This is a genomic window from Yinghuangia aomiensis, from assembly GCF_039542225.1.
Classification (GTDB): domain Bacteria; phylum Actinomycetota; class Actinomycetes; order Streptomycetales; family Streptomycetaceae; genus Yinghuangia; species Yinghuangia aomiensis.
The window spans coordinates 1-13,092 of sequence record NZ_BAABHS010000003.1; the positions used below are offsets into that span (position 1 = coordinate 1).

The 13,092-nt window shown below is 70.6% G+C and carries 9 protein-coding genes; 8 read left to right on the plus strand and 1 reads right to left on the minus strand.

Annotated features, from left to right (window positions below):
• Positions 1–894 precede the first annotated feature (894 nt).
• From ABEA93_RS04390 to ABEA93_RS04410, 5 genes are all read left to right on the plus strand, one after another.
• Positions 895–1,563 (plus strand): PadR family transcriptional regulator, encoded by a 669-nt coding sequence (locus tag ABEA93_RS04390; RefSeq protein WP_345673930.1) that lies wholly within the window; start codon positions 895–897, stop codon positions 1,561–1,563.
• A 50-nt stretch (positions 1,564–1,613) separates the two neighbouring features.
• A complete protein-coding gene (locus ABEA93_RS04395; protein ID WP_345673931.1) occupies positions 1,614–2,693 on the plus strand; it encodes an inositol-3-phosphate synthase in 1,080 nt (359 codons plus the stop codon).
• A 94-nt stretch (positions 2,694–2,787) separates the two neighbouring features.
• Positions 2,788–4,107, plus strand: coding sequence for an MFS transporter (locus ABEA93_RS04400; protein WP_345673932.1), 1,320 nt, complete (start codon positions 2,788–2,790; stop codon positions 4,105–4,107).
• Positions 4,108–4,342: 235 nt separating this feature from the next.
• Positions 4,343–4,837: an LppU/SCO3897 family protein gene (locus tag ABEA93_RS04405; protein WP_345673933.1), complete on the plus strand. Its 495-nt coding sequence runs from the start codon at positions 4,343–4,345 to the stop codon at positions 4,835–4,837.
• Between the two features lie 209 nt (positions 4,838–5,046).
• Positions 5,047–5,565 carry an LppU/SCO3897 family protein gene (locus ABEA93_RS04410; protein WP_345673934.1) on the plus strand — a complete coding sequence of 173 codons (519 nt, stop codon included), beginning with the start codon at positions 5,047–5,049 and terminating at the stop codon, positions 5,563–5,565.
• An 85-nt stretch (positions 5,566–5,650) separates the two neighbouring features.
• Here ABEA93_RS04410 and ABEA93_RS04415 read toward each other — a convergent pair whose 3' ends face one another.
• Positions 5,651–7,159: a CCA tRNA nucleotidyltransferase gene (locus tag ABEA93_RS04415; RefSeq protein WP_425584810.1), complete on the minus strand. Its 1,509-nt coding sequence runs from the start codon at positions 7,157–7,159 to the stop codon at positions 5,651–5,653.
• A gap of 222 nt (positions 7,160–7,381) precedes the next feature.
• Between ABEA93_RS04415 and ABEA93_RS04420 the strand changes: the two genes are divergently transcribed.
• From ABEA93_RS04420 to murJ, 3 genes are all read left to right on the plus strand, one after another.
• Entirely contained in the window at positions 7,382–7,843 is a 462-nt protein-coding gene (locus ABEA93_RS04420; protein ID WP_345673935.1) for an NUDIX hydrolase, read from the plus strand.
• The gene (locus ABEA93_RS04425) at positions 7,840–10,224 is read left to right on the plus strand and encodes a DUF6049 family protein (RefSeq protein WP_345673936.1); all 2,385 of its coding nucleotides are present in this window, start codon (positions 7,840–7,842) and stop codon (positions 10,222–10,224) included. Before ABEA93_RS04420 ends, ABEA93_RS04425 begins: the two co-directional genes overlap by 4 nt.
• A gap of 159 nt (positions 10,225–10,383) precedes the next feature.
• Entirely contained in the window at positions 10,384–12,987 is a 2,604-nt protein-coding gene (gene murJ, locus ABEA93_RS04430; RefSeq protein ID WP_345673937.1) for a murein biosynthesis integral membrane protein MurJ, read from the plus strand.
• Positions 12,988–13,092 lie beyond the last annotated feature (105 nt).

The window sequence follows — 13,092 nt, forward strand, 5'->3', positions numbered from 1 at the left end:
CCTCTGCCCCGGCCGTCCGCGCCGAGGGCGCCGGACCGCGTGGCCTGGCGCGCCGCGGCGCGGGTCTGCGCCCGGGGACCCGCGCCCGCGGCCTCCGATGCGGATGTGGAAGGGGCAGTCGAGGGGGATCCGGAGCCGCCGTCCGGCGCCGGAGCCGACGGAGACGCCGCCCGGGGACGCACGGACCCCGGTTCCGCGGCGTTTTCGGACGGCGTGCTCCCCCGAACATGCGAAGCGCGCCCTTCCGGGCGCGGCTGTGCCGACCTGCGACGGTGCTCACTCATGAATTCGCTGCTCCTCGGCCGTACGGCGGGGAGACCGCACGGGTCGTGGCTGTCCGTTCCCCAGGACGCGCGCGGGCGTCGAACGGTTGCGGAGGCGGTCCGGGGTACCACATGGCGGACCAGAGTACGCGCGGACGCAACGCCGGAAATCCGGACTCCTCTGGGCAATTCCGCACGAGTGGCCCACCGCGGAACCTGGAAATGCCCTGGGAGTTCGCCCTCGGCGCCACCGCCCTCCGCCGGCCGCCCCGTGTCGGTCTACGCGCCCGCACCACCGGACGCCGAGGCGCGAATCCCCCGCAAACGACCGCCGGACGACGGCGAAGAGACCGTGCGGAGACCTGGACGTAACCCTCCTGTGACTTGCGTCACCGACCCCGTTGTTGCACGGCATGCCGAGGAGACCTATCGTTCCGATGTATCGACTCGATACATCGAGCCGATACGACAGCCGGGATGCACCACGTCCCACGTCACACCCACCGCCTGTGGGTGGTCGTGGAACGGGGTGGATCCCCCGGTCTTCAGGCCGTCGGCGACCGTATCCCACGCGGCCCCGACGGGACCGGGCAGTCCGGTGGCGGCCACGCGAAGGTTGGAGGGGAAGCGGATGAGCAGGCGCGGAGGCGTCCTCGAGTTCGCCACTCTCGGCCTGCTGCACGACACCCCGATGCACGGGTACGAACTGCGCAAGCGGCTCAACACCGTGCTCGGGCCGTTCCGTGCGATCGCGTACGGGACCCTCTACCCGTGTCTGAAGTCCCTGCTCGAGCGGGGCCTGATCATGGAAGAGGAGCCCGAGCAGGTCGCCGCCGCCCTGGCCGGCGGCAAGCGGGCGCGCATCGTCTACAAGCTCACCGCGCACGGCAAAGAGCACTTCCAGGAGCTGCTGTCCGACTCGGGAGTCAACTCCTGGGAGGACGAGAACTTCGGTGTGCACTTCGCCTTCTTCAGCCGCACGGACCGCGAGGTGCGCATGCGCATCCTCGAAGGCCGGCGCAGCAAGCTCGAAGAGCGCCTGGAGCGCGTGCGCAATTCGCTGTCCAGCACGCGCGAGCGGTTGGACGGCTACACGCTCGAGCTGCAGCGCCACGGTCTGGAGTCCGTGGAGCGTGAGGTGCGCTGGCTGAACGAGCTGATCAACGCCGAGCGGTCGGCCGGGGAGACCCCGGAGGCCGGCGGCGGCGAGCAGCCCGAGAAGACCGAGAAGAACACCGGGACGACCACCCGGCAAAACCATCAGGACGCGGCCTCGGACCCGTCCGCAGCAACCAGTTGATGTCCGCCGATTCACGGCGGGGATCATTGAGACCACAGGGAGCAACCGGAATGGGTTCGGTTCGCGTAGCCATCGTCGGCGTGGGCAACTGCGCCGCTTCGCTGGTGCAGGGCGTCGAGTACTACAAGGACGCCGACCCCAACAGCCGCGTACCCGGCCTCATGCACGTGCAGTTCGGCGACTACCACGTGCGTGACGTCAAGTTCGTTGCCGCGTTCGACGTGGACGCGAAGAAGGTCGGCTTCGACCTGGCGGACGCCATCGGCGCCAGCGAGAACAACACCATCAAGATCTGCGACGTGCCTCCGACCGGTGTGACCGTGCAGCGCGGCCACACCCTCGACGGTCTCGGCAAGTACTACCTGCAGACCATCGAGGAATCGCCCGAGCAGGCGGTCGACGTCGTCAAGGTCCTCAAGGACACCGAAGCCGACGTCCTCGTGTGCTACCTGCCGGTGGGTTCGGAAGCCGCCGCGAAGTTCTACGCCCAGTGCGCCATCGACGCGGGCGTGGCGTTCGTCAACGCGCTGCCGGTGTTCATCGCGGGCACCAAGGAGTGGGCGGACAAGTTCACCGAGGCGGGCGTCCCAATCGTCGGCGACGACATCAAGTCGCAGGTCGGCGCCACCATCACGCACCGCGTGCTGGCCAAGCTGTTCGAAGACCGCGGCGTCATCCTCGAGCGCACGATGCAGCTCAACGTCGGCGGCAACATGGACTTCATGAACATGCTCGAGCGCGAGCGCCTGGAGTCCAAGAAGATCTCCAAGACCCAGGCGGTCACCTCGCAGATCAACCGCGACCTTGGTGCGAACAACGTGCACATCGGCCCGTCGGACTACGTCGCCTGGCTCGACGACCGCAAGTGGGCGTACGTGCGCCTCGAAGGCCGCGCCTTCGGCGACGTCCCGCTGAACCTGGAGTACAAGCTCGAGGTGTGGGACTCCCCGAACTCCGCGGGCGTCATCATCGACGCGGTGCGCGCCGCGAAGATCGCGAAGGACCGCGGTATCGGCGGCCCGATCCTGTCGGCGTCCTCGTACTTCATGAAGTCCCCGCCGGTGCAGTACTTCGACGACGAGGCCCGCAACGCCGTCGAGGCGTTCATCAAGGGCGAGGTCGAGCGCTGAATTCCGGCGTGACCGGCTGAGCGTTCCGACCGGAGGCCCGGTATCCCCCCAGGGGGTGCCGGGCCTCCGGTCTTTCCCGGGTACGTTTGCCTGCGTGTCACTGGTGCGCGATCTGCGCGAGCTGCTGCGGCTGCGGGACTTCCGGCGGCTGTTCGCGACCCGGCTGACGTCCCAGCTGTCCGACGGGGTGTTCCAGGTCGCGCTCGCCGGGCACGTGTTCTTCTCCCCGGAGAAGCACACCGGGGCCGGCGACATCGCGGCGGCGTTCGCCGTACTGCTGCTGCCCTACTCGCTCGTCGGTCCGTTCACCGGCGTCCTGCTCGACCGGTGGCGGCGCCGCCAGGTGCTGGTGTGGTGCAACCTGCTGCGCGCCGGGCTGGTCGTGGCGACCGGTGCGCTCGTACTCGCCCGGGTGCCCGACGCGGTGTTCTACGTCGCCGCGCTCGCGGTGCTGTCCGTCAACCGCTTCGTGCTGGCCGGGCTGTCCGCGTCGCTGCCGCGCGTGGTCCCCGAAGAGAAGCTCGTCGTCGCCAACGCCGTCTCCCCCACGGCGGGCACGGTCGTCGCGTCCGCCGGCGCGCTCGCCGCGGTCGTCGTGCATCTGTTCGTGCCCGCGGGCACCGTGGCGACCGCGCTGGTCGTCTTCATCGCCGCCGCGCTGTACGTGGGCTCGGCCGCGGTCGCCGCCACGATGGCCGTCGACCTGCTCGGCCCGGATCCCGGGGAAGTCGTGCCGCGGGTCCGCGACGCGGTGCTCGGCGTCGCACGCGGGCTGCGGGACGGCGCCCGGCACGTGCGGCAGCGCCGGGCGCCCGCCGACGCGCTGCTCCTCATCACCGCGATGCGGTTCTGCTTCGGCGTGCTCACCGTGATGACGCTGCTGCTGTGCCGGAACGTGTTCAACGACCCGGCGGACACCGACAAGGGCCTCGCCACGCTCGGCGTGACGGTCGCGGTGACCGCCGCCGGGTTCTTCGTCGCGGCCGTGGTGACGCCGATCGTCACGCCGCGGATCGGCGTGGCCGCGTGGATCGTGGTGTGCGCGGGGGGCGGCGCCGTGGGGCAGCTGCCCATCGCGGTGTTCCAGCTCGGGCCGCTGCTGGTCGCCGCCTTCCTGCTCGGGCTGGTGTCGCAGGGCGCCAAGATCGGCGTCGACACCATCGTGCAGACGACCGTGGACGACGCCTACCGCGGCCGGGTGTTCTCCGTCTACGACGTCCTGTTCAACGTGTCCTTCGTCGGCGCGGCCGCCGTCGCGGCGGTGACGCTGCCCGCCGACGGGCGGTCGGTCGGGGTGCTCCTCGGGGTGGCCGCGCTGTACGCCGCCGCGGCGCTGCTGTACGCGCTCGCGGTGCGCCGCAGGCCGCCCATCGAGGCGGTCTTCGCGGCCCAGGCGTCCGCTGGGCAGGACTGAGCGTCCCGGGAAACGGGACGGTAATACCGAAAAGTTGGTCGCTTTTGGGCGGCAATCGCGGCATTTGCCGACCGCAGGGCGAGACCGATGTGAAGCATCTCAAAGATCGACTTTGCGGTAGCTAGTGCGTGCCGGGTCGCGGCGTTCTAATCTGCCTCATCACCGATCGACCAACGATCCTTTTTCGTTGGGTATTCGTCGTATCCGCCGCATCCTGGCCACCCGGAGACCAATCATGACCAACTACCCGCGCGCGTCCGATCCCGACCGGGTCCCGTACGTACCGGCTTGGTCGGACGCCACCCCGCCGCAGGGCCAGCCGGCGCCGGGGTACGGCGGGGCGCCCGCCGAGCTGCCCGGGCCCGGCGGTGCGGCACACGCGGGCGGCCGACGCGGCCGGGCGGTCCGCAGGGAACGCAGCGTGTGGCTCAGCCCGCTGGTCATCGGCCTCGTCGTGGTGCTGGCCGCGGTCGTCGGCGGCGGCATCTACCTGTACGTCTCCGGCGGCAAGTCGCGCGGGCTCTCCCAGGGCGACTGCCTCGACCAGCTGTCCGGCACCAGCCCGCACGTGGTCGACTGCACGTCGTCCGGCACCAGGTACCAGATCGTGGCCATCATCAGGAACGCCATCGACGAGGGCCAGTGCCTTTCGGTAACCGGGGCCAACATCCCGTTCGTCATGGACGAGGGCGGCAAGCGCTCGGTGCTGTGCCTGACGAAGCTCGACTGATTTTCCGGCCGCCCCGATTGTCCTCCGCAGGCGCAAAACTGAGTCGGGTACGCGCAATATCGATCACCAAACCATCAAGTTATTGAGGCATTTGCTGATCGATGACCGATTTGACTGCGGGAAACGACTACACGATGTCATCAGGACCCCCTAGGGTGCTGGCCACTTGAGTGTCCCCCTCACGCAAATCCCCCCGACGGAGTCATCCCGTGTCGAACCCGTTCGCGAACGGTCCCCAGGGTCCCGCCGGCCAGCAGCCGCAGGGCCAGCCCTACGGCCAGCAGCCTTACGGCCAGCAGCCGCCCCAGCAGCCCTACGGCCAGGTCCCGCCGCAGGGGTACTACGGCGCCCCGCAGCCCCAGCAGCCCCAGCGCAAGCCGTGGCTGAAGTACCTGCGGATCGCTGTGCCGGTGATCGTGGTGGTGATCGCCGTCATCGGCTACTTCGCCAGCAAGAAGGACTCGGACGCCGAAGCAGCCAAGGTCGGCGACTGCATGAAGCACCTCAAGAAGGATGGCGGAGACGACGTCAAGAAGGCCGACTGCGGAACGCCGGACGGTCAGTACAAGGTCGTCGGCAAGTTCTCCGGCACCACGGACCGGGACAAGTGCGCCACAGTGGCCGAGTGGGACCAGACGGTCCAGATCTCGTTCTACATGAGCGGCAACGGCACCAAGCTCCTGTTGTGCCTGAACCCGGTTGCCGGCGTCGAGGACCCGCTGAGCTGACGGGCTTTTCGGCATACGGCCGAGGCCGCCGCGGAAAGCTCCCTCCGCGGCGGCCTCGGCCGTTTTCTTGTGCGCGGCGCGGCGGCTACTGCCGCTCCGCCCACCACTTCTTCAGTTCGGCGACGGCGGTCTCGTGGTCCATCGGGCCGTGTTCCAAGCGCATTTCCAGCATGTGCTTGTAGGCCTGCCCCACCTGCGGGCCCGGCGGGATGTCCAGGATCCCCATGATCTCGTTGCCGTCCAGGTCGGGCCGGATCGCGTCGAGCTGCTCCTGCTCCTGGAGGCGCGCGATGCGCTCCTCCAGCGAGTCGTACGCCCGCGCCAGCGCGGCCGCCTTGCGCCGGTTGCGCGTGGTGCAGTCCGACCGGGTCAGCTTGTGGAGCCGGTCGAGCAGCGGCCCCGCGTCCCGCACGTAGCGCCGCACCGCGGAGTCCGTCCACTCGCCGGTGCCGTAGCCGTGGAAACGCAGGTGGAGTTCGACCAGGCGCGCGACCTCGTCCGTGACGTCCTTCGGGTACTTCAGCGCCTTCATGCGCTTCTTCGTCATGTGCGCGCCGACCACCTCGTGGTGGTGGAACGAGACCCGCCCGTCGTCCTCGAAGCGCCGGGTGCGCGGCTTGCCGATGTCGTGCAGCAGCGCGGACAGCCGCAGCACCAGGTCGGGGCCGCCGGGCTTCTCCAGGTCCATGGCCTGTTCGAGCACGGTCAGGGTGTGCTCGTAGACGTCCTTGTGCCGGTGGTGCTCGTCCGACTCCAGCCGCAGCGTCGGGAGTTCCGGCAGCACGCGGGCGGCGATGCCGGTCTCGACGAGCAGCAGCAGGCCCTTGCGCGGGTTGTCGGACAGCACGAGCTTGGTGAACTCGTCGCGGACCCGTTCGGCGGAGACGATGTCGATCCGCTCGGCCATCGCGGTCATCGCGGCCACCACCTCGGGGGCCACCTCGAAGTCGAGCTGGGCGGCGAACCGGGCGGCGCGCATCATGCGCAGCGGGTCGTCGGCGAACGACGACTCGGGGGTGCCGGGGGTGCGCAGCACGCGGTCGGCGAGGTCGGCGAGGCCGCCGTAGGGGTCGACGAAAGTGGTGCCGGGGAGGTCCACGGCCATCGCGTTGACGGTGAAGTCGCGGCGGACCAGGTCGTCCTCGATGGAGTCGCCGTAGCTGACCTCGGGCTTGCGCGAGGTGCGGTCGTAGGCTTCGGACCGGTATGTGGTGATTTCGATCTGGAAGTCCTGCTTGCGGCAGCCGACCGTGCCGAAGGCGATGCCGACTTCCCACACCGCGTCGGCCCACGGCCGGACCAGGGCGAGGACCTGCTCGGGGCGGGCGTCGGTGGTGAAGTCGAGGTCGTTGCCGAGGCGCCCGAGCAGGGCGTCCCGGACCGAGCCGCCGACCAGGGCGAGGCGGTGCCCGGCCGCGGCGAATCTGCGTCCGAGGTCGTCGGCGACGGGTGCCACGCGCAGGAGTTCGGCGACGGCGCGGCGCTGGACGACGGACAGCTGGTTCGACGCGCTCGCGTGCTCGGCGGGCGCGGCCGCCTGGCCGACGGGCGCGTCGGGCACGGCGGCGTGCGGGGTGTTCTTCGCGTGGGGCACGACGTACAAGGGTACGGGGACCGTGCCCGGCGCTCGTCACCTTTATGGCGTCACCCGCTCCGTCGGCGCCCCGAGCCGCGCGTCGGCCCCGCCCGGAACGCCCCCAAGGCGACCCGAGGACGACCCGGCGACCGGCCGCGGAGCGCGGATCGGGCGGTCCGTGCGCGGCGATGGGGTGATCTTGTATCCCCCGCGCCCGACCCGGCGCACTAGGATTTCAGGATGCCCTCTGAGACCACCCCGCCGCGGCGGAGGCTCAAGGCGGTCGAGGAGCACTCGGCCGGTGGCCTCGTCGTGGACCGGGACACACTGCGGGCCGCGCTGATCGCACGCCGCGATCGGCGCGGCCGGTTGGTGTGGTCGCTTCCCAAAGGGCATATCGAAGACGGTGAGAGCGCGGTCGAAGCCGCCCTCCGCGAGGTCGAGGAGGAGACCGGCATCGTCGGCCGCGTCCTCGCCAAGCTCGGGGTGATCGACTACTGGTTCACCGCACCCGACCGCCGTGTGCACAAGACCGTCCACCATTACCTGATGGAGGCGGCAGGCGGGGATCTTTCCGACGACGACATCGAGGTCGAGGCGGTGGCGTGGGTTCCGTTGGGCGCGCTTTCAGCCCGGCTCGCGTATCCCGACGAGCGCAAGCTCGCGGTGCGGGCTCCGGAGCTGTTGGCGGACACGGCGTGATCCGTGCCCGGGCCGGCGCGGGACGCGCGGCCGCAATACTGCTCGCCGTCCTCGTGCTGGCCGGTCTGGTGACCGTGCTGCCGGGGGCTCCCCGCGCGGGTGCCGCCGAGTCGGGCGCCATCGACGTGGCGCCCACGAACCTGTCGTCGTCGGTGCTCACGTCCGCCAAGGGCGGGCCGCTGGTCGTCGGGTTCGATCTGGCCAACACGACCGGGCGCGATCTCGACCAGGTGACCGTGCGCGTGCGCATGAGCCAGCCGCTGACCCTTCGCGGGCAGCTCGCCAACGAGAAGGCGCAGGGGGCGCCGCTGGCCGACAAGGAAGCGTCGTTCAGCGTGTCCCGGTTGGCCGCGGGCCAGCGCGCGTCGGGCCAGGTGAAGATCAACCTGGACAAGGTGTCCCTGCCGTCGAGCAACGCTGTGTACGCGTTCACTCTGGAAGCATCCGCCGGCGGCGATTCCGCCGGTTCGGCGCGCGTGCTCGTGCCGTGGATGCCGAACGCCCAGAGCAAGAACAAGACCCAGCTCGGCGTCCTGTGGCCGCTGGTCGACCAGCCGCGCCGGGACGGCACCACCATCCCCGACGACCATCAGACGCCGGTCTTCGAGGACGACGGCCTCACCGCCGAACTGGCGGACAAGGGCCGCCTCGACCGCTTGGTCGCGGCCGGCGACAAGCTCGGCGACAAGCTCACCTGGGTCGTCGACCCGGACCTGCTCGACACCGCCGCCGCCATGCAGCGCGGCTACCGGGTCGCGCCGCCGCCCTCCGCGGAGAGCACGACCGACCGCGACGCCCGCAACGACCGCAAGAGCGGCGACAAGAACGGCCAGGCGACGCCCGGCACCGGCGACGGCGACACCGGGGCGGAGTCCCTGGCGAACCCGCGCACCGAGGACACCACGACGCCGGGCACCGGCGGGCCGACCGCGGGGACCTGGCTCGACCGCCTCCGGGCCGCGACCGCCCAGGGCACCGTCGTCGCGCTGCCCTACTCCGACACCGACGTCGCGACGGTCGCCCACGCCCCCGCCACCGCGGGCACCGACCTGTCCGCCGAACTCTCCGGGGCCATCGCGCAGGGCGGCGCCGCCGCGCAGCGCGTGCTCAACCGGCCGGTGCGCACCAACCTGATGTGGCCGATCGAAGGCGGCGTCGACCCGTCGATCGTCGCGCTCGCGAAGGCGTCCGGCGCGTCGATGCTGGTGGCCTCCGGCAGCGGCATGCCGACGAAGAAGTCGCTCAACTACACGCCTTCCGCGCGCGCCGAGGTCGGCCCGCAGCTCGACGCGATCGTCACCGACCCGCGCATCGACGCGCTGCTCGCCCAGGACGCGTCGGCGCCCGGTCGCAAGCTCGAGATCCAGCAGCAGCTGATCGCCGAGCTGTTCGCCATCACGATGGAGGACCCGACCCGGCAGCGGACGCTGCTCATCGCGCCGCCGCGGAACATGTCGGCGGACCTCGGCGAGGTCCTCGCGCAGGCCGTCACCACGGCCACCACGGCCGCGGCGTGGGCCGACATCGCCTCCCTCGACAGCGTCGCGCAGTCCGCGCTCGGCGAGGAGCGCACGGTCAAGCCGTACCCGCAGGAGCTGAGCCGGACCGAGCCGAGCCCGCGGTATCTCAAGACCATCCCGGAACTCCAGCAGTCGCTGGCCACGTTCGCGGCGATCCTCACCAAGCCCGAGCGGGTCACCGGCCCGTACACGCCGGCGGTGTTCGGCACGCTGTCCACCGCGTGGCGGGCGCCCGGCCTGGACGCCGAAGCGTTCCGCCTCGACGTCGCGCGCAGCCTCCGGGTCCTCGAACAGCTCGTCTATATCGCGCCGAAGTCAGGCGTCACCTTGTCCGGCGACAAGGGCAAAATCCCGGTCACCGTGGTGAACCGGCTCACCCAGCCGATCTCCATCCGCGTCGAGGTGACCTCGCGCCAGCCCAACCGGCTGAGCCTGACCCAGGCCGAAGCGGTGACGATCGAACCGGGCCGCACGCGCGCGATCGAGGTCGAGGCGGAGTCCGCGGCCAACGGCAAGGTGCTCGTCGACGCCCGGCTGCTGACCCCGGACGGCAGCGGTGCCTTCGGGCCGGGACAGACGTTCTACGTCAACACCACCAGCATTGACGGCATCACGTTGGGCATCATTGGAGTCATCGCCGCGCTGCTGCTCCTGTTCTCGCTCCGGGCGTACCTCCGCAGGCGGAGGTCCGGGTCGGGACGGGACGAGGGCGAGGAGCATCATAAGGACGACGGCGACGACGGTCCGGAGGGCGGACCGGGCACGGCCGGGCATCCGCAGGACGACGGGGCGCATCACCGGGGGGACACGACGGGGCACACGAGCTGGGATCGGCCGGGAGACCATCACGCACCGGCTTGACCGAATATGCGCCATATTTTCGCGTTCTGGCACAATATCCGCGAACATACCCGCGAACATGTGGCGTCGGGACCACCGCTTGCCGGGTCCCGAATGAGAAAGTGGGCACCTGGAGCCGACTGACGACCTACTGACGTGGAAGACGAGGACCTGGCCCGTATGAACGACCGGAGCGACGAACGGCAGCCGTACGGCGGCGCCACGGACGACCCCGGCGACGGGCGCGACCCCTATCTGACACCGCATCAGGACCCGTACGCGGCCCAGTACGGCCAACCGGTCCAGCCCGGGCAGCACTATTCCGACCCGGCCCACGAGTACGCCCCCTACGCCCAGCCCCCCGCCGCGCAGACCGGCGGCGACCCGTGGTTCCGCGACGACGACGGCAGCGGCGGCGCGGGCCTGGACGGCGCGTTCTCCCCCACTCCGCAGGCCCCGCCCGTCGACCCGGGCTACGGGCAGCAGCAGTACGGCCAGTACCAGCAGGCCCAGGCGTACGGCGACCCGCAGCAGGGCGGCCAGTACCCGCAGGGCGGGCAGTACACCGACCCGTACGCGCAGCCCGACGACGGGCAGCACTACGGCTCCCAGGTCCCCTACGGCCAGAGCGGCGCCCAGGTGCCGCCCCCGTACGCGCCCGAGCAGCAGCAGTACGCCCCCGAACAGCAGCAGTACGGGAATCAGCAGGCCCAGCACGGTCACCAGCAGAACCCGGGCTACGGCGGCCACTCCGGCTACGACCAGCCCGGCGCCGTCCAGGCCTACCGCGAGCCCGAGCCCCAGCAGCCCCAGCCGGGCGGCCGCGGCTCCGGTTCGGGTTCCGGCGGCTACGGCGGCGGCTGGGGCGACTACGACCGCCCCGGCGGCTGGCTCATGGACCAGACGCTCACCGGCATCCACCTCGGACTCACCGGTGAAATCGGCATGCCCACGTACACCGAGGCGTACCAGCGGTACGAAAGCCGCCAGCGCGCCGAAGCCGAAGCGGCCGCCGCGGCCGCCGTCTCGGTCGCCGAACCCGACCTGGCGCCGCTCCCCGGCCCCTCGCAGTCGCCCGTCTACCGGCTCCCCGGCAGCGGCGCCGAAGAGCGCATGGCCGGCATCCCGGTCGGCGGCAAGAAGGGCGGCAAGCTCTCCGGGATGATGCGGTCCAGCGCCCTCATGGCGTCGGGCACGATCGTCTCCCGCATCACCGGCTTCGTCCGCAGCCTCGTCATCGCGGCGGCCCTGGGCACGGCCGTGTTCGCCAACACGTACAACGTGGCGAACACGATCCCCACGATGCTCTACATCCTCGTCGGCGGCGGCGCGCTCAACGCCGTCTTCGTCCCGCAGCTCGTCCGCTCCATGCGCAACGACGACGACGGCGGCGAGGCCTACGCCAACCGGCTCCTCACCCTGGTGATGACCGGCCTGCTGGCCCTCACCGGCATCGCGGTGATCGCCGCCCCGTGGCTGATCCGCATCATGGCCAACTCGCTGGCCAAGCAGGACGCCGAGTTCGAACTGGCCACCACGTTCGCGCGCTACTGCCTGCCCATCATCTTCTTCATGGGCCTGCACGTGATGTTCGGGCAGATCCTCAACGCCCGCGAACGCTACGGCCCGATGATGTGGACCCCGGTCCTCAACAACATCGTCATCATCATCACCTTCAGCCTCTACATCTGGGTCGCGGGCACGCAGAACAGCTCCGGGATGACCGCCTCGCGCATCACCCCGGACGAGGCCCGGCTGCTCGGCATCGGCACCCTGCTCGGCATGGTCGTGCAGTCGCTGGCGATGGTCCCGTACCTGAGAGCCGCCCGCTTCCACTTCCGGCCGCGCTTCGACTGGCGCGGGCACGGCCTCGGCAAGGCCGCGGGCCTGGCCAAGTGGACCTTCCTGTTCGTCCTCGCCAACCAGGCCGGGTACCTCGTGGTCACCCAGCTCGGCAACGCGATCGACAGCAACGCGCAGACCGAAGGCATCACGTACGGCGTCGGCTTCTCCGCTTACAGCAACGCCCTGCTGGTGTGGCAGTTCCCGCAGGCGGTGATCACCGTCTCGGTCATGGCGGCGATGCTCCCGCGCATGTCGCGCGCCGCCGCGGACAACGACGCCGCATCGGTGCGCGACGACATCTCGGCGGGTCTGCGGCTCTCCGGCGTCGCGATCATCCCGTGCGCGGTGCTGTTCGTGGCGCTCGGCCGCGACATCGGCGGCCTGCTCTTCGCCCCGACCGGCGAGGACAGCGCGCACTGGATCGGCTACATGCTCGCCGCGCTGGGCCTCGGCCTCATCCCCTATGCGGCCCAGTACGTCCTGCTGCGCGGCTTCTACGTCTACGAGGACACGCGCACGCCGTTCCTCAACACCGTGTGGGTCGCCGCCTCCAACGCCGCCCTCGTCGGCCTCGCCTACATCGCGCTGCCGACCAAGTGGGCGGGCGTCGGCATGGCCGGCGCCTACGGCGCCGCCTACGTCATCGGCGTCTTCCTGGCCGCCGGCCGGCTCAAGAAGCGGCTCGGCGACCTCGACGGGCCCCGTGTCACCCGCACCTACACCCGGCTCTTCGTGGCCGCGGGCATCGGCGGCGCGGCGGCGTTCGCGGTCGCCCGCGTCGCGACGGGGGCGCTCGGCAGCGGCTTCGGCGGCTCGCTCGCCGCGGTACTCGGCGGCACCGTCGTGATGTTCGGTGTGTTCTTCGTCGCGGCCAGCAAGATGCGGATCGAGGAGATGTCCGCGATGACCGGAATGGTGAAGGGCCGCCTCGGCCGCTGACCCCCGCAGCGGGCCGCACAAGCCCCGAAGTGACCGGGAAGTGATCGTGATGATCACCAATCGTGGCCCACAATGCCTGTGTCAGATGAGACGATAGTTGTCACA

Bases quoted from the DNA above. Each gene is read 5' to 3' on its own strand.
- ABEA93_RS04420 (WP_345673935.1), top strand. From the start codon at position 7,382: ATGCCCTCTGAGACCACCCCGCCGCGGCGGAGGCTCAAGGCGGTCGAG.
- ABEA93_RS04405 (WP_345673933.1), top strand. From the start codon at position 4,343: ATGACCAACTACCCGCGCGCGTCCGATCCCGACCGGGTCCCGTACGTA.
- murJ (WP_345673937.1), top strand. From the start codon at position 10,384: ATGAACGACCGGAGCGACGAACGGCAGCCGTACGGCGGCGCCACGGAC.
- ABEA93_RS04390 (WP_345673930.1), top strand. From the start codon at position 895: ATGAGCAGGCGCGGAGGCGTCCTCGAGTTCGCCACTCTCGGCCTGCTG.
- ABEA93_RS04395 (WP_345673931.1), top strand. From the start codon at position 1,614: ATGGGTTCGGTTCGCGTAGCCATCGTCGGCGTGGGCAACTGCGCCGCT.